The organism is Fulvivirga sp., from assembly GCF_040218215.1.
In the GTDB taxonomy this organism is placed as follows: domain Bacteria; phylum Bacteroidota; class Bacteroidia; order Cytophagales; family Cyclobacteriaceae; genus Fulvivirga.
The window spans coordinates 163,242-180,881 of record NZ_JAVJQL010000008.1; the positions used below are offsets into that span (position 1 = coordinate 163,242).

Annotated in this window: 12 protein-coding genes; 2 read left to right on the plus strand and 10 right to left on the minus strand. The window is 40.3% G+C overall.

Going from position 1 to position 17,640, the window contains the following annotated elements:
- Positions 1–32 precede the first annotated feature (32 nt).
- The 3 genes from RIB54_RS02905 to RIB54_RS02915 form a co-directional block, all read right to left on the minus strand.
- Positions 33–6,584, minus strand: a complete 6,552-nt coding sequence (locus RIB54_RS02905; protein ID WP_350099196.1) for an immunoglobulin-like domain-containing protein — start codon at positions 6,582–6,584, stop codon at positions 33–35.
- Between the two features lie 454 nt (positions 6,585–7,038).
- The gene (locus RIB54_RS02910; protein WP_350099197.1) at positions 7,039–8,148 is read right to left on the minus strand and encodes a DEAD/DEAH box helicase; all 1,110 of its coding nucleotides are present in this window, start codon (positions 8,146–8,148) and stop codon (positions 7,039–7,041) included.
- A gap of 37 nt (positions 8,149–8,185) precedes the next feature.
- Positions 8,186–9,004, minus strand: coding sequence for a class II glutamine amidotransferase (locus tag RIB54_RS02915; protein WP_350066223.1), 819 nt, complete (start codon positions 9,002–9,004; stop codon positions 8,186–8,188).
- A gap of 375 nt (positions 9,005–9,379) precedes the next feature.
- On the opposite strand from RIB54_RS02915, the gene RIB54_RS02920 reads away from it, so the two are divergent.
- Entirely contained in the window at positions 9,380–10,207 is an 828-nt protein-coding gene (locus RIB54_RS02920; protein WP_350099198.1) for an ion transporter, read from the plus strand.
- A 3-nt stretch (positions 10,208–10,210) separates the two neighbouring features.
- The gene (locus tag RIB54_RS02925) at positions 10,211–10,789 is read left to right on the plus strand and encodes an NADPH-dependent FMN reductase (protein WP_350099199.1); all 579 of its coding nucleotides are present in this window, start codon (positions 10,211–10,213) and stop codon (positions 10,787–10,789) included.
- A gap of 235 nt (positions 10,790–11,024) precedes the next feature.
- Here the strand turns inward: RIB54_RS02925 and RIB54_RS02930 are convergent, their stop codons facing one another.
- The 7 genes from RIB54_RS02930 to RIB54_RS02960 all read right to left on the minus strand — a co-directional run bounded on the left by RIB54_RS02930 (position 11,025) and on the right by RIB54_RS02960 (position 17,566).
- Positions 11,025–11,579, minus strand: coding sequence for an isochorismatase family protein (locus RIB54_RS02930; protein ID WP_350099200.1), 555 nt, complete (start codon positions 11,577–11,579; stop codon positions 11,025–11,027).
- A 232-nt stretch (positions 11,580–11,811) separates the two neighbouring features.
- Positions 11,812–12,459: a cation efflux transmembrane domain-containing protein gene (locus tag RIB54_RS02935; RefSeq protein ID WP_350099201.1), complete on the minus strand. Its 648-nt coding sequence runs from the start codon at positions 12,457–12,459 to the stop codon at positions 11,812–11,814.
- 327 nt (positions 12,460–12,786) lie between these two features.
- Entirely contained in the window at positions 12,787–13,197 is a 411-nt protein-coding gene (locus RIB54_RS02940; RefSeq protein WP_350099202.1) for a cupin domain-containing protein, read from the minus strand.
- Positions 13,198–13,256: 59 nt separating this feature from the next.
- Positions 13,257–13,625 (minus strand): VOC family protein, encoded by a 369-nt coding sequence (locus RIB54_RS02945; protein ID WP_350099204.1) that lies wholly within the window; start codon positions 13,623–13,625, stop codon positions 13,257–13,259.
- Between the two features lie 78 nt (positions 13,626–13,703).
- Positions 13,704–14,525 carry an AraC family transcriptional regulator gene (locus tag RIB54_RS02950; RefSeq protein ID WP_350099205.1) on the minus strand — a complete coding sequence of 274 codons (822 nt, stop codon included), beginning with the start codon at positions 14,523–14,525 and terminating at the stop codon, positions 13,704–13,706.
- Positions 14,526–15,272: 747 nt separating this feature from the next.
- Positions 15,273–16,385 carry a hypothetical protein gene (locus tag RIB54_RS02955; protein ID WP_350099206.1) on the minus strand — a complete coding sequence of 371 codons (1,113 nt, stop codon included), beginning with the start codon at positions 16,383–16,385 and terminating at the stop codon, positions 15,273–15,275.
- Positions 16,386–16,693: 308 nt separating this feature from the next.
- Positions 16,694–17,566, minus strand: a complete 873-nt coding sequence (locus RIB54_RS02960) for a dienelactone hydrolase family protein (RefSeq protein ID WP_350099207.1) — start codon at positions 17,564–17,566, stop codon at positions 16,694–16,696.
- Positions 17,567–17,640 lie beyond the last annotated feature (74 nt).

Sequence of the window (17,640 nt, forward strand, 5' to 3'; positions counted from 1 at the left end):
TTTTTCATACTTCAAAAATTACCTTGTATTACTTATTCTTTAACTATTCTAAACTGCAATGATTGGTCATTAACGTTGACTTTCAGAAGATATATTCCATTGTTTAAATTCGATATATCCGCTCTGTAAACGCCCTCTCCTTCTACTAATTGAACAGGAACATTTCTACCTGATGCATCAAAGAATTGATAATTAATTATTTCACCTTTAATTCCTGTAAGTTGTAACACACCCTGAACAGGGTTAGGATAAATATTGATCCCAGAAGCTAATTGGTTAAAGCCTGTCACTACAAGGGATAACTCATCTGATAGCGGACTCACACAATCATCAACCCTTACTTTCACGGTATAATTACCAATCTCAGTAGTTTCAAATGTATTTGCAGTTGCTCCTGATATCAAAGTTCCATTAACATACCATTGGTTACCAAAACTACTGCTAGAGGTTAAAATAATGACTTCATCACTTTCCACATTAGCAGTAATCACTGGTTTCACTGGGTTTATACAGAAACTCTGTTCAACAGAAGGTGCAGCTTCAAAACTTGCATTTCCCGCTTGAAGAGCGACAATACTTACCCTACCAGGGCTTAGCAAAGTAGCGCTAGATTCAACTATCTCAATTTTATCAGATGACGAGCTAAAACTAACTGCTAAGCCTGAGCTGGCTTCTGCACTTAATTCTATGGATTCGGCTGCCAGTGAAATGTTTTCAATATCCTGAAATTCAATAAGCTGATCTTGTTTATCTGCAACGGTAAAGCTTATCGTATAAGTTTTAGTATCTAAAGCGTCTTCAGATGTTACCAGAATTGACGTAGTGCCCGGAAGAGCAGATGCAGCAGTTATTTCTGCAGTAGCAGCCGCATCAGAAGTTGTGAAACTTACTGTTGGCACTGTGGTCGTACCTGAAGGCAATTCAGCAGCATAGGTCAAGATGTCTGCACTAAAGCCCGAAACAGTAGTTCCATTTATTTTAAGGTCACTCAATGTAGCATCTGAACCCGCTACTTCTGTAAATTCAACATTATAAGTTTTAGAAACTGATGCATCTCCAGATGTTACCACTATTTCTGTTGTTCCAGGAATACTACCTGCTGGAGTTACCACTGCACTTGCTGAAGCATCATTTGTAATAACAGTCACCACAGGTACGGAAGTAGTTCCCTTAGGCACCTGAACACTATAATTTAAGGTGTTTGCATCAAATCCAGCTATTGTAGTGCCGTCAACTTGAAGATCACTTAACGTGGCATCAGTCCCAGTTGCTTCTATAAACTCGACAAAATATGTTTTAGTTGCTGACATATCTTCCGATGTAACCACAATTTCTGTAGTACCTGGTATACTACTGGCAGGCGTTACCACTGCACTTGCAGCGTTATTTGTTGTTGCTGCCGTTACTGTAGGTACCAACTCAGTACCAGCTGGTAATTCAACAGTATAATTGATAATGTATGAATCGAACCCATCAATTGTTTCTCCGTCTACCAATAGGTCACTTAAAGTAGCGTCAGCACCAGGATTTTGTTGATAAACCCTTACATAATCAATTACCATAGAACTTTCTGTAAATAAAGGATCTATTGTACCTGCTACGCCTCCCATTGCTACGTTCAACAATAAGTATTGAGGTGAATCAAAAGGCCAGGTATCTGCATTCTTAACCTCAGGATTGTAAGTGTGGAAAACTACATCATCAATCAAAAAGTCTATTTTCTCAGCATCCCAGATAATTGAATATACATGGTAAGCGGTGTTATAATCACTTACTGTTGTGCTTCCAGTATTTGAAGCACCACCAAAACCAGATGGTGTATGAGTTGATCCGAGAATAACGCCATCAGCCTGAAGCCCATGTTCCATGATATCAATTTCACCTGGAGCCGGCCAATTTAATTCACCAAATTCATCATGCCAATATCCTCCTGGCTCATTTATGTTTCTTCCTAATGTCCAAATTGCAGGCCACGTGCCATCTCCACTTGGCAGTATCGCCCTAACGTCAACTCTGCCATATGTGAAAGCATATTTGGAATTAAGCCTTGCCGAAGTGTATTCTTTGGTTTCGCCTTGATCTGTAAATGACTCTTTCTTAGCAACAATATTCAAATTGCCATCGGCAACAAACGAGTTGTCCAGACGATCTGTATAATGCTGAAGTTCGCCATTAAACCAACTTCCGCCTGCTGGCAGTTGAGTTTGGTGGAACCAGTTTTCTGAACAAACTGCACCTTCTGCATCAAACTCATCCGCCCAAACTAACACGTAATCCACACCTGGTGTATTTCCTGTTAGGCCAGATTCGCAATTTGGATCTGGGTCAACTCCACCTGCCACTTGAATATTATCAAAATAATAAATCTCTTCTGCAACCGGGTTGGTAGCAGGAGGTTCACTATTAGTTATCCTTGGTGTTACAACTACTAATGCAGCCGCACTTGGTACGCCATTAATGGCTCCTGTGCTGGTATCAAAGGTTAAAGTCTCCCAACCTGTACCTCCATGAGTTGTTGACATGATTGTTTCAACTCCTGGTGTCTGCTCTAACTTAAGTTCTACATAACCCAGGGCAATGCTTGAATAAACGTCCATAGTGAAAGCGCCTGTAGTCGCATCAATGGGAACTTCTAATGATATCGTACCACCACTCCACCAATTAGTGCCTGCAGGACGTGTCATCTTCAATACATTATTTCCTGCGTCTTCAGGATCTGTAGCTATCGCAAATACGGCACTACCAAATGTTGCAAAAGTGTAATCCTCTGACGGTAGTTCGAAGTCTATTGGCAACTCAACCGAACCTGGATCTACTCCGCCACCAACTAAAGAAACACTTACATTATCCACATACATTTCAATATTACAACCTGTTACTCCTCCGCAACCTGCTTCGAATTGTATTGAAAGTCCATTCGCAGAAACAAAGAGATTGTCTATAGTAATATCCTGTGTAACCGACTGCCATGCTCCTGTAGGTGTAAAACTTATATCATATCTGGTAGCGCCTGCGCCATTTGCACGATTAGATAATAATGCCGCCTTTACATCGGCTCCAGGTTGAGTTACTAACGCTTTTACATCAAAACTAACTCTCACAACATCTCCCGGCTTCACTTCATTTAGTGCAAATCCTTCCTGCTGTATAATTGGATTTGAAGCTGTGGTGCCAGGAACATCAGCCACTAATTTTGCAGAATATGTTCCACCATTTTTGTCAGTATCAATTATCTCTATGGTGCCATTGTTAGTAAGAAATTCCCAATCTGTTTGTGCAACGCCATCCTCAAAACCACCATTAGGTATTAAAGAAGGCCCTACATCTACACCGCCTCCACCTTCGCCAACATTTACAATTCTGGTCATTTCTATGGCCTTATTGCCTTCCGCATCGGATACATTATATCTAATTTCATAAGAACCTTCTACATTTTCATCCACTACATCACCACTCACAACCACACTAGCCGTAAGATTACCATCAACATTGTCTGAAGCAGTAAAACCTGGCTCGACAAATGGTGTTCCTGTTTCAAGTTCAAATGGATTATCTCCATTTAGTGTAATGACTGGTCTTCCTGTATCTATATCGCCCAGTACAAAAGCACTTACATTATCTATGTAAACTTCAGCGCTACAGTCAGGGTTTGCACCGCAATCTGCCTGAAATTGAATGCCAAGCCCATTGGCAGGATCTAGCGCTCCATTTGTCGTAATGTCTGCGGTAACTGTTTGCCATTCACCTGTAATAGCAGGAAAAGTAATATCATGTCTGAATGCTCCGGATCCTGTAAAATTTGAAAATAATGCCGCTTTGTATACAGGAGCTGCCGTACCAGATATGGCCTTGACGTTAAATGTCACCCTAATTTTATCGCCTGGAGCAACTTCGTTTTCACCAAAAACCAATTGATTTAGAACTGGAAAGGATGCCGCACCTCCATTACCGGCTACATCAGCTACAATTAATGCAGAATAAGTGCCATCGCGTTTATCAGTATCAGTAATACTTACTGAACCACCCTGATCCAGAAATTCCCATGCTGTTTGACCAGGCCCCTCTTCAAAACCACCATTAATAACTAACTCAGAACCATTTGGTGTGGTACCTCCACCACCTCCACCTGCTCCTACTTCAATGTTATCAATGTAATAAACTTCAGCAACAGTTGGATTAGCAGCAGGAGGTTCACTATTCGTTATCCTTGGGGTAAAAACCAATACAGTGGCAGCACTAGGTGTGCCTGCCATGGTTCCTGTACTTGTATCAAAGGTAAGCGTCTCCCAACCTGTACCACCATGGGTAGCAGACATACTAATATTGTCGGCTCCCTGTTCAAACTTCAGCTCTACATAACCAAGTTCAATTGTAGAATATAAGTCCATAGTGAAGGTTCCTGTGCTCGCATCAACTGGGGCATCTAAATCTATAACTCCTCCGCTCCACCAATTAGCACCTACTGGCCTATCAAACTGAAGCACCTTATTTCCTGCATCCTCCGGGTCTGCTGCCACTACAGCCGAGCCTCCACCGAATACTTCTCTTAGATAATCAACACCTACCAATTCAAAATCCAATGGTAACTCAATGGAGGGATCTCCTCCGCCTGCTCCTACTTCAATGTTATCAATGTAATAAACTTCAGCAACGGTTGGATTAGCAGCAGGAGGTTCACTATTCGTTATCCTTGGGGTAAAAACCAATACAGTGGCAGCACTAGGTGTGCCTGCCATGGTTCCTGTACTTGTATCAAAGGTAAGTGTCTCCCAACCTGTACCGCCATGGGTAGCAGACATACTAATATTGTCGGCTCCCTGTTCAAACTTCAGCTCTACGTAACCAAGTTCAATTGTAGAATACAAGTCCATGGTGAAGGTTCCTGTGCTCGCATCAACTGGGGCATCCAAATCTATAACTCCACCACTCCACCAGTTAGCACCTACTGGCCTGTCAAACTGAAGCACCTTATTTCCTGCATCCTCCGGGTCTGCTGCCACTACAGCTGAGCCTCCACCGAATACTTCCCTTAGATAATCAACACCTACTAACTCAAAATCCAATGGCAACTCAATGGAAGGGTCTCCTCCGCCTCCACCTGCTGACTGAATGTTATCAATGAAATAAACTTCAGCAACGGTTGGATTTGCAGCAGGAGGTTCACTATTCGTTATCCTTGGGGTAAAAACCAATACAGTGGCAGCACTAGGTGTACCTGCCATAGTACCTGTACTTGTATCAAAGGTAAGTGTCTCCCAGCCCGTACCACCATGGGTAGCAGACATACTAATATTGTCGGCTCCCTGTTCAAACTTAAGTTCTACATAATCAAGCACTATGGTCGAATATAAGTCCATAGTGAAGGTTCCTGTGCTCGCATCAACTGGGGCATCTAAATCTATAACTCCACCACTCCACCAGTTAGCACCTACTGGCCTGTCAAACTGAAGCACCTTATTTCCTGCATCCTCCGGGTCTGCCGCCACTACAGCTGAGCCTCCACCGAATACTTCTCTTAGATAATCAACACCTACCAATTCAAAATCCAATGGTAACTCAATGGAGGGATCTCCTCCACCTGCGCCTACTGCAATGTTATCAATGTAATAAACTTCAGCAACAGTTGGATTAGCAGCAGGAGGTTCACTATTCGTTATCCTTGGGGTAAAAACCAATACAGTGGCAGCACTAGGTGTGCCTGCCATGGTTCCTGTACTTGTATCAAAGATAAGTGTCTCCCAACCTGTACCACCATGGGTAGCAGACATACTAATATTGTCAGCTCCCTGTTCAAACTTCAGCTCTACGTAACCAAGTTCAATTGTAGAATATAAGTCCATAGTGAAGGTTCCTGTGCTCGCATCAACTGGGGCATCTAAATCTATAACTCCTCCGCTCCACCAATTGGCACCTACTGGCCTGTCAAACTGAAGCACCTTATTTCCTGCATCCTCCGGGTCTGCCGCCACTACAGCTGAGCCTCCACCGAATACTTCTCTCAGGTAGTCAACGCCTACTAACTCAAAATCCAATGGTAACTCAATGGAGGGATCTCCTCCACCTGCTGACTGAATGTTATCAAAGTAATAAATCTCTTCTGATACCGGATTGGTAGCAACACCTCCGTCATTAGTTATCCTTGGAGTTACTACTACTATTACAGCCGCACTTGGTGTTCCATTAATTGCTCCTGTGCTGGTATCAAAGGTCAGCGTTTCCCAGCCTGTGCCGCCATGAGTCGTTGACATGATTGTTTCAACTCCCGGGATCTGCTCTAACTTAAGTTCTACATAACCAAGGGCTCTGCTTGAATAAACGTCCATACTGAACGCTCCAGTAGTGGCATCGACAGGAACATCTAATGCAATAGTTCCTCCACTCCACCAGTTAGTACTAGCTGGTCTCGTCATCTTCAAGGCATTATTTCCTGCATCATCAGGGTCTGCTGCCACTACAAATACAGCATCACCAAATGTGGTAAATGTGTAGTCCTCTGATGGCAACTCAAAATCTAATGGAAGTCCTTGAGCATTCAAGTTTAATGAGGCAAACAAGACAACAATAAATAGTATAAAATTTTTCATAAGCATAGTTGAGTTAATAAGATGTGCATGAAAACGTTTGCACACTTCAACAATCTTACTCAACAAGGAAAGGAAAAGTACTAAATAGGACTACATCAATACTACACCACTATGCGCAAATCAATACGTCAATTCTTTATAATGCAGTATATTGACTGTGACTTCAAGGAATAATGAAATGGAAATATTATTTCAATACAGGCGCGGCAATCGATTGAAAATTAAATCTTAAGGATAAATCATCAGGATTGTATGACATTAAACTGCCAAAAGCTATACACCAAAGTTGTAATTCTTACTGCACAACCCGCTCCTGAACTACCTCTCAAACGTGTTTTTTTTAACAGTCTAAAATCATGAATCCATAAATGATGGAGCGGACATCTTTACACTACAAACCTTGGCTTTTATATAGCCATTTGTATTTATAAATTATAGGCCGATTTGATATCTTCTAAACCCTAACCTTACCTATACCAATTTGAAGCTTTTCCTGAAGGAAGTCTAGCTGCTTCATATCACCTTTGGTCAGGAACATCAATGAAAGTCCTTTATTACCAGCCCTACCCGTTCTTCCACTTCTGTGAATATAATATTCGATCTGATCAGGGAGTTCGTAATGAGCTACGAATGCCAAATCTTTAACATCAATTCCCCTGGCGGCTATATCAGTAGCTATCAAAAATTGCAAGCTCTCATTTTTGAAAGCACGCATGATTTTATCACGCTCTTTTTGAAGCAAATCACCATGTATGGCCTCTGCAGAAAGGTTTTTGGCTATTAACTGTTTCCCTAAAGTTTGAGCAGCAACTTTGGTTTTACAAAAAATCATACCTCTGTCTTCACCAGATTCCTTTAGAAATTTCACCAAAGTATCAAGCTTATCTTCCGCCATCGTGATGGTGTACTGATGAGCAATGTCTTTATTCAAACGATCACTACCAATAGTAACTCTATGCGCATCGGGGGCCATATAGTCTTTAATGATGGCCTTAATATCTGGTGGCATGGTTGCAGAAAATAACCACGTATTGGTCTTTCCAGTAGTATGCTTTAATATCCTCGTTAGCTCCTTTTTGAAGCCCATGCTCAACATTTCATCTGCCTCATCAAGCACCACTGTCTTTACATGAGAAAGGTCAATGGCATTTTTCTGAAGCAGGTCAACCAGACGACCGGGTGTGGCCACCACAATTTGTGTTGGTCTTTTTAGTGCTGAAATCTGAGCCTCTATTTTAGCGCCACCATAAACGGCTTCAGTGAAGATCTTTTCAGAGTATTTAGTGAACTTGAACAACTGCTTGGCCACCTGCTGTCCCAATTCCCTTGTTGGGGCTAATACCAGCCCTTGAATATGAGGTGATGCAGGGTTGATTCTTGCCAATAGTGGCAAACCATAGGCTGCGGTCTTTCCCGTTCCAGTAGGCGCCTGGGCAATAAAATCTGTTCCTTTGGTTAAAAGAAATGGGATGGATTGCTCCTGAACCGGAGATGGGGTTTTTATTTTTAGCTCATCCAGAGCTTTAATGAATGGTTGTGAAATTCCTAATGAGGAGAAAGACATATTTTTATATTTTGCGCAAAGATAGCGTTACGCAAGACTAACTTTCTATTTTTCTCAGTTTAATAGATAAATCCTTATAAACCATCATCATATGATTGGCAGGTATAGGTCTCCAGTCTTCAGCAAAATCCGTCAATTTTTCAGAGACAATCATAACCGAACGATCTTTACCTTCTGCTGATACCATGCGACAGGCACCATCTTCACATATATACCTGCTGCCTTCAGAATAATAAAGCGAGAGTGGCTGAGCTGTAGTATCTGACACATAACGCAGGCCCACCATTCGTTCTCCATCTATAAAAACCATATTCAGATAGGCCTCTTCTTCTATGCCATGCTCCTGCATCAGCTTGTTCATGGTATGGATCATTTCCTGAAAGCTATCAGCCACATCATCAGCAGTATAATCTACCCTTTTCTGTTTCAGATAATGAAGGAAAAGAGCAAAAAGGTGCTCTGAGTCTGTCTGCCCTTTCACCCATAAATACATATCATCAGAGAGCAGGGTTTTTATCGGTCTCTTTATTCTCTCAAAATTCTCTACCCCGCCATTATGCGCCATCAGATAGTTTTTATAATGAAACGGGTGGCAATTGGACTCTGAAACATCACCCACACTGGCCGCCCGCACATGAGCCACCAGGCAATTTGACCTGATCTTGGGTGCCAGATAGCGTAAATTCCTGTTGTTCCAGGCCGGATAAACAGACACAAAAACTGCAGGGTCTTTGTCAATTTCAGGCACGAACCACCCCAACCCGAAGCCATCACCATTCAGTGGCTCTTCAATTTCTTTAGCATTAAAACTCTGTTTGATCATAGAGTTTTCTGGTTCGTACAGGAACTTATCCATCAGGATAGGTTGACCTAAATAGGCTAATAATCGGCACATAATTAGAAGGAGATTTTAGAAAAGTTACGAGTAATTACGATATGAAAATCATTTTGATATTAAATAATTTTCAGGTTGATACATGGCCAATGGAGTCTTATTTCATCTTGTCATCTCGGAAATTTTATTCACATATTTCCGAAAGGAATAAAATTATCCGGAATCTCCCTTATTGTCTCATAGAGATACCGGATAAAATCAGCTTTTTATACGGTATCTCGTTCGTTATTGAGATTGCGGACATTTTTCTTCCTATTTAAAAAGTTTGGAAGAAAAATTCCGCAATGACGCTCAGAAACGAGGCATTTGTGTGCAACTCCGGTTATATTAGCAATCATGGCTAAAAATCAGACACTTAAGCAGCGGCTTTACATCATCATCTTCGAGGCTGATACTTTCTGGGGAAAGGCTTTTGATGTGGTGCTACTGGTTGCCATTTTATTGAGTGTTCTGGCGGTGATGCTGGAAAGTGTGGTGGACATTAAAGTGAATTATGGCGAGCTGCTTTACACCATAGAGTGGATTTTTACCCTCTTGTTTTCAATCGAGTATTTAGCCAGGATTTATGTTTCCGAGCGTCCTAAAAAGTACATCTTTAGCTTTTTCGGGATTATAGACCTGCTTTCCATACTGCCCACTTTCATTGGGCTGGTCGTATCAGGGGCGCATTCCCTACTTATTATCAGAAGCATCAGGCTCCTTAGGGTCTTTAGGGTGCTGAAAATGGTTCGCTTTCTTGGTGAGGCATCATCCCTTATGGGAGCTTTGCGCTCCAGCAGGGCCAAAATAATAGTGTTTATTGGTGGGGTGTTTTGCCTTACAGTAATATTAGGCACGATCATGTACCTGATTGAAGGCGGTGAAAACGGTTTTACCAGCATTCCCAGGAGCATCTATTGGGCAGTTGTTACCCTTACCACTGTTGGATATGGTGATATTGCCCCAGCCACCACTTTAGGACAAATTGTGGCCACCGCCATCATGATCCTCGGTTATGGAATAATAGCAGTACCAACGGGAATTGTTTCTGCCGAAATAACCTCTCACAGCAAAAGGATGAAGGAACAAGAAAAAGGCTGTGCACGTTGTGGTGCCATTGCCCATAATGATGAGGCCAGGTACTGCTACCAATGTGGCGAATCTATGTTAAATTCAAAAAAGTAAGTTATGACATTGACATTTAGCATTTTATATGGATCGGTAAGAGAAAAACGCCTTGGCATAAGAGCAGTGAAATTTATAAAATCACTGCTAGAATCCAGAGGGCACAAGGCCATAGTTTTAGATGCCAAGGAGCTGCCCCTGCCCTTTCTCGACAAGATGTACAAGGAGTTTGATGAAGCTGATGCTCCTGTAAACATGAAGACCATTGCAAATGCACTTAATGGATCAGATGCCTTTGTTGTAGTAACTGGTGAGTACAACCACAGCATTCCTCCGGCATTGAAAAACATGCTGGACCACTTTCAAAAGGAGTATTTCTTTAAGCCCAGCGGTATAGCGGCCTATTCGGCAGGACAGTTTGGAGGCATGCGTGCCGCAGTTCATGTTAGGGCCATATTGGCAGAACTTGGCACACCAAGTATCCCGGTGATTGCTTCGTACCCTAAAATTCAAAAAGTGCTGGATGCGGATGGAAGTGCCATTGAAGAATACTATATTAAGTCAACCAATAAGTTTTTAGATGAGCTGGAGTGGTATGCCAAGGCTTTGAAAAGGCAAAGGGAAAGTGGGACGCCTTATTGAGTTGTTTCGCCTTTAAAACCTAAACGTTATGTCTTTCCAGCCCTGAGCTTGCCTGCGGCAGGCAGGCCGGAATCTTTTTACATCTCAGGTTTAGTATTGCGGATTGGAAATCCTATATGGGCATTCTACATTTGTAATGTCGAATAACGGGACAATGACCAATAAATTTACATTTTGTCACGGACTTTCAAATCCCTCTCAAAATATTCTGACCAGAAAACCCATTGATTCATAGTCAATGTTGTGATGTAGTTATTATTTCTTCACAGTTCTTGACTTCAATTTTACCTCTTGTTGGTATCATATTCTGCCAGACCCAGTTATAGTGCTCAATAACTTGTTTAGCCGTTAAATTAGGTCGCTCGCCAGTCGTATGTGCATCGGCAACTACGGTGATACAGTAGTCTCTTGTTAGGGCAGCTTGTATTGTTGATTCTACACAGAAGTCAGTTGCGCACCCTGTTATAAATATTTGATCAACACCTAAATTTTGAAGCGTTGAATGCAACATAGATTTGTAGAAGGCATCATTTGCATATTTATCAATTACTTTGTCTGTAACATCAATTTGCAGTTCATCCAACAGTTCCCACTCCTCCGTATTCTTCAAGAATTCTCCATATTCGGTGCCGTCATGTTGAATATAGATGACAGCATCCTTTGATGCTCTAAAGGTGTTTGCAATCTTATTAATGCGTGCAACAACTCCGTCCGTATCAAATCGAGGAGTCTTTTTGGTGAATGAACCTTTTTGCATGTCAATTATTAAAAGTACCCTTCTTTTTATCATTGAAGTTTGAAGTTTGTAAGATGCATCACAACAATTGGATAGTGACACAAAAATTGTCACTATATCCTTTATAGTTATGTGTAATCTAACGGATTCCCAATTGTTTTAAAAGCACAAGTGGCCGTGCGTATAAATTCCCTCCCTTTTCTCCACGCCTTGTATGGTAACATTAATACCATGCTTTCCATCGAACAAAGCATAGTAAGAACAAGCTATTATGCTGCCTTCTTATTCAGTCGCAGCAGGAAAGGTCATCACTTTTTGCCTTTTCAAAACATTCTTTTCCTTCATTAAAGGCAAAATACGATAGTCCGAGGGTACCAATGCTGTCAATATAAGGAATACCGAAAAGTTCGTAAATGCCACTGCTTACCAGCAGGATTACAGACATATAAACGCAGACCAATGTACAGTTGGCATCTGCTAAAATTGGTGCTGAGTTCAAACGTGTTCCTACACTCCTTTTCCAAACCACAAGTACCCACATCACAACAATCGAAATAAAAGAGATGATTACTCCCCAGAAAGTTGTCTGAGGTTTGTGTCCAATGTATATGTTGTAAATGCTCGTTAAAACAAGTCCGACAACAAGAATGTAAAAGGCTGTTCCTGTTATTTTCAATGCGGTTCGTTCAAAATCGTCTCTTCTGCTATTTGGGTTGCGCTGAATTCTTAAAATCATGTGCCCAATACCTACCCCGGAGATCACTTCAATAAAACTATCAGAACCAAATCCGAATAAGGCCAGGCTTTCATCTTCAAATCCCAAATATGTAGAGATTACCCCTTCGACTATGTTGTACAATATGGTAAAAATTGCCAAGCCAAAAGCAGTCTTAAAAAATTTGGTCGCTTCAGTTGTTGTAATTGGTTTTCCCATAATTATTCCCTTCAGTGGGTTCAATATCAGGATAACAGAACCTTTGTTATTTCACCAGTATTATATTTAGCCTAACAGATTATAGACAGAGGTTTGCTTCTACAAAGGGTTCCTGATCAATTCAACCTAATCCACACCTCTATAATTCCTTAACTGGAATATTCTACCCGCATTGTCGCCATGCCTTGCATGGTGACATGTGCCTTTCCACCATGCAAAGCATCCAGAGAACGGAGGTATATGATAGTGGGATCTCACCATATTTTTTATTCTTTTATCATCATAACTTATTGCAAGGTAACATCAGTACAATTGAAAAACGTACAACTATTTGTTTTCTTCAAACCACTTTACAATAGATGGCATATTTCTCTCAAAGCCGCCAGGAATAAAAAAGTTTAGAATGCCTGATTTCCTATCTGTCCTGTTTGCAAAGTCATGAATGGTTTTTGCAGGAATTCTTAAAAAATCCCCTTTCCCAACATCAATCCAATTGTCGCCAACAAGTATTGAGGTAGTCCCTTCTATTCCGTAAAACACTTCGTCATTGTCCTCATATTGATGTGGGCCAGGTCCTCCTGAGTTTGGATCAAGCCACCACTCGGAAATGCTATATTTTTCTGCTGTTTCATTTTCGTCTGCTTTGAAAATGGCAGTCATGGTTCCGCAACTGTAAATTCTACCTTCTCCCGATTTAAGATGTAATTTGTCTGTTTCGTTGTGTTTATGTTTCATCATTATTACTTGTTTCTCAAACTTGGCCAGAGCTGTCACTTCATAAAATACAGTGCCGATTTTTAATGCATTGAATGAAGTCCAATTCTATTTCCTTCTGTGTCAAAAAATATAGCAAAGTATCCACTATCGTCTGCGTGAGGTGTTTTAGGGATAAGCGTTTTTCCACCATTTTTTTCCACCTTGTCAAGAATTACCTGGAGGTTGTCTCCGCCATTTAAATATATTGTTACGCCATCTCCTGAAGGGTTATATCCTTCAGCTTGGGTTATAACCGCTGTCACCACCTGGTCTTCATATGGCAATATCCCCATTTGCATTCCTGGCATTTCTATCTTCTCAATTTTTACGTCTAAAATTGCTTGATAAAAGTCAATTGCCCTGGAAATTTTCGTTGCTGGAATTTCGAAAATTGAAATATAACTTTTCATATTGGTTGGTTTTTAATTTGTTAATATGCGCAATTATAGTTCGTTGGTTTAGGTCAGAATTGTATAAATGCGACACTATCAATTTCCCTTGTAAAGAACAGATGAAAGAGTCATCTTTTCGTCTGTCAAAAACTCTTTAGGCGTAAGTCCGGTAAACTCTTTGAAGTCCTTAATAAAATGGGCTTGGTCATAATATTCACTTTCATAGGCTATATCCGTTAGTGTTCTTGTTGTATCGTTTAAAAGCATTTGTAATGTAGCCTGCAATCGAATTACTTTACTTAATTGCTTTGGGCTTAAGCCAATTTGTTTGTTGAAATTTCTTTCAAGCTGTCTGCGCTTTGATTTTTCGTCTTTCAGAATTACGTTCAACGGTTTGCTTCCCTTTGATAACAACATGGTGTCTATTGTTGATTTAACAATGTTGTCAATTGTAGTTTTGTCATTAAACATTTCAAACAGGAATTTTTCAATTATTTGAATTCTAGCTTCGGTGGAGTTAGCTTCAATTATTTTCTTACTTAAATGCTCTGCTTTTTCGTCTCCGAACAATATATTTAAAGGGGTTTCCTTATCGCAAAGTGCACTAAGAGGCAAGTCTATGAAGTTGGCGAAACCATAAGGATAAAACCGAACTGCAAAGCTGTTTACCACACCTGTTGGCTCAATGTAAAACTGCTCGGTTATTTGTCCAAGTAACATTTCCCTGGGCTGTATTACAAAATCAGTGTCAGAGGTGTACCTTTTTATGCCGTCTCCAAAATTAAAACACAAATCAACACAACCGTCTGGCAAAATAAGTTGTCGTTCGGTTTTCTGTTGTGCCGGAACTTCCAAAGTCCAATAGCATTTTACTATGGTCTCTAAGTCTTTATGTGGTTTAATTGTCTGATATTGCATTTATTTTGGTGTTCTTAGCATGTGGAGCCAGGTTTGGATGGTTACATTAACCGATACTCGACCACCATGCACAGCATGGCGGGAACGGAGTGCATGGTGACATGTGCCTTTCCACCATGCAAAGCATGGCGGGAACGGAGGTTAAACCTTATCCAGTTTTGTCCTTCTCATGTTCGATAGAAAATGGTGAGTTGAAAGGTTAATCAGGAAGTAAGCTGCAAATAATAGTGATCCTCTTAAGAATGTTTGAATAGTGTCTGATGTTCCCAGATACGGGCTCCTGAAAACTACGGTAAACCCGATCGAATAAATGAAGGTTGAGATTACCCAAATTGTAAAGGCGGTTCGAGTTGCTGTAAATCCTCTACGTTCAAATTGTTGTTGAAGAGTTAGGACGACAAACTGATATGGATATACTAGGAAAAAAAGTATAAGACCCAAATCTGAAATTGCAAATTCAGCTAGTTCGTTAATCATTTCCGCGTATTCAGGGTTATTCACTCGATGAATAAATGATTCCAATTCCATTATCCCACAAATCGCAGTCGTTCCGAGAATTGCCGAAATAGTTAATGTGATGAATTTGTTTTTCATGTGGAGATTATGGCCTACAACGACTGGCTATGATGAGTGGGGATTAGAAAGCACTAATCTCTCGTTTCGCACATAGCCACGCCTTATTTTAAATTTATTAATTGTGGCGGACTTTCCTATCCCCACCAAAACATCTTTACATATAAACCCCATTCATTCATAGGTCTTGTTATGCATTTTTTTTATCATTTTCAGTTCGAAATACCTGTTGGGAACAGTAGAATCATTTTTATAAATGGGAATTGAATGCTCAAGGCTTAAAACCTCATCTGTCAACTGGTTAATTAGGAAGTCATTACAATCACTTTGATACTCATCGCTCCAATTTGATTCTGTTGTTAGTTTTACAACGCGTCCATTTCTTTGAAGCTCCCACTTGCCTTGACAAACAATGGAGTTTACTTTTAAAAGTTGATAGCTACTGTCAGGGTAAAAGTTATAGGTAATTTTGCCTTCATTTAAATCAGATTCTTCAATTACGGTGTTCATATTTATTGTTCCCCAAATTGGAATATGACCCAAATAAATATATGTTGTATCATTTGGGTCAATCTCAGGCTCCTTCCGTTCACTCGCTGATTGAAGCGACCAAGTCCCTAAAAGGTTGGTGCGTTTTTTAAGAAGTTCAAGTGAGTCAATTAAGGTTTGTTTTTCAAATTTAATCTCGTACTTATTCCCATATTGCCATGTTGAAGTTTTTAATTCACCTTCTGTCGTCAACTCATTTATAAAGAAGACATTGGCATAAAAGTTATCCACAGGGTTTTCAATTATTAATATCAATTGCTTTTTATACGATTCAACTTTCCATAGTGGCATTTGTAATGTCCTATCAAGTTTATCACCATAATAAACCTGCATTTGTGAGTATCTAATTCCAGGGCTGAAGTTTATATTCAAAAAAGTAGCGTCAAACTTAATTCCTTCATATTGATATAGCCAGTTATGTGAAAGAAGAGTAGATTCAACTTGCTTAATTGATGTCTTGGTCTCTTTTGGAATGAAAGGTAAAAGTCTCAAGTCAATTGTGTCATACGCAGAACGAGCATAACGTAATTGCAGAGTGTCGTTTTTTAATCGATAATTTATTAAAGGAAGACTGTCCGATTTAATAGTTGAATCCGTTATAGCTTGAATCTTAGTTGAAATACGTTTTGCGCCAAAAAAATCAATAGATATTGAGTCAGTAGTAAATGAATAAATTGACCTGTAACTAACTTGTTCTGCATAACCTTCATCACTAATCACATACCAAGTCTTGTTCAACGGTTGTTTTGAACACGCAGTTAATATGCCTAAAAAAAGGACAGTCAGCAGTATTCTCAAATTCTGAAGTAATTATGCATAACAATTGGCTAAGGGACATAATGTCCCCTATTTCTTTTATAGTTTATGTGTAATCTAACGGATTCTTAATTGGTTTAAAAGGACCGGTGGCTACATCCATATAAATTTATTTAGTTTTATTTGAAATATGGCTTATTAATGCCTGAAAATAATGGCTATTCATTGACCACCAATAAAAAACCCCAAGGCACTGCCCTGGGGTTTTTTATCATTGTTTGTATTTTCTTTTACTCAAAAACAGAAGCAAACATCATTTTCATTTCATCCCATGAGGCTTTATCTGCTGCTTCATTGTATTTCAATGGCAACTCAAATTTAACACCCAAAGAGTCTGCACCTTTGCTTGTAAAAGCATGAACAGCACCTTGATAATCTACATATTTGTATTGAGCACCCGCTTCGTCCATAGCGGCTTTAAAAGCTGTTACACTTTCAGGAGACACAAAAGGGTCGTCAGCACCATTGCAAACCAACACTTTGGCAGTAAGCTTGCCTGCTTCAGGCATTACAGGAAGTTGAACGCCACTATGGAATGCTACAACAGCTTCTAAATCCATACCCATATTGGCCATGGTAAGCACCACGCTGCCACCAAAGCAATATCCGATAGCGGCTATCTGCTCAGCATCTACCATCGGGTTTGCTTTAAGCTTCTCTAGCGCTTTTGTGAATCGTGCCTGCGCTTCGTCAATGTTAGACATCACGCTAGAGCTAAATTTCATGGCGTCCTGTGGGTGAGCAGCTTCTTTGCCATCGCCATACATATCTACTGCAAGTGCTACATAGCCCAGCTCAGCAAGCATATCTGCCCGCTGTCTTGAATAGGCATTATGTCCCCACCACTCGTGCACTACCAATATACCAGGACGCTTTTCAGTACTTGCTTTGTCATAAGCAATGTAACCATTCATGGTCACTGAATCGGTAGAATAAGATACTTCTTCACCTACATATTCGGGAGCTACAGTCTCCACTGGCTCTTCCATAGTGTTTTCTGTTTCCTTTGATTGCTGCGAACAAGCAGCGAATGCCAGCGCACTTAGAAATAAGATAAATTTCTGTTTTGTAAGGTTGATCATAATTCTTTGTTTATTTTTCATGTGTACAAGGTTGCTAACCTAAATTTAATAATGTTTGTTCAAACAGTTTTGAGATACCCGAAATATAATACAAT

Bases quoted from the DNA above. Each gene is read 5' to 3' on its own strand.
- RIB54_RS02905 (WP_350099196.1), bottom strand. From the start codon at position 6,584: ATGAAAAATTTTATACTATTTATTGTTGTCTTGTTTGCCTCATTAAAC.
- RIB54_RS02910 (WP_350099197.1), bottom strand. From the start codon at position 8,148: ATGTCTTTCTCCTCATTAGGAATTTCACAACCATTCATTAAAGCTCTG.
- RIB54_RS02915 (WP_350066223.1), bottom strand. From the start codon at position 9,004: ATGGATAAGTTCCTGTACGAACCAGAAAACTCTATGATCAAACAGAGT.
- RIB54_RS02920 (WP_350099198.1), top strand. From the start codon at position 9,380: ATGGCTAAAAATCAGACACTTAAGCAGCGGCTTTACATCATCATCTTC.
- RIB54_RS02925 (WP_350099199.1), top strand. From the start codon at position 10,211: ATGACATTGACATTTAGCATTTTATATGGATCGGTAAGAGAAAAACGC.
- RIB54_RS02930 (WP_350099200.1), bottom strand. From the start codon at position 11,579: ATGATAAAAAGAAGGGTACTTTTAATAATTGACATGCAAAAAGGTTCA.
- RIB54_RS02935 (WP_350099201.1), bottom strand. From the start codon at position 12,459: ATGGGAAAACCAATTACAACAACTGAAGCGACCAAATTTTTTAAGACT.
- RIB54_RS02940 (WP_350099202.1), bottom strand. From the start codon at position 13,197: ATGATGAAACATAAACACAACGAAACAGACAAATTACATCTTAAATCG.
- RIB54_RS02945 (WP_350099204.1), bottom strand. From the start codon at position 13,625: ATGAAAAGTTATATTTCAATTTTCGAAATTCCAGCAACGAAAATTTCC.
- RIB54_RS02950 (WP_350099205.1), bottom strand. From the start codon at position 14,525: ATGCAATATCAGACAATTAAACCACATAAAGACTTAGAGACCATAGTA.
- RIB54_RS02960 (WP_350099207.1), bottom strand. From the start codon at position 17,566: ATGAAAAATAAACAAAGAATTATGATCAACCTTACAAAACAGAAATTT.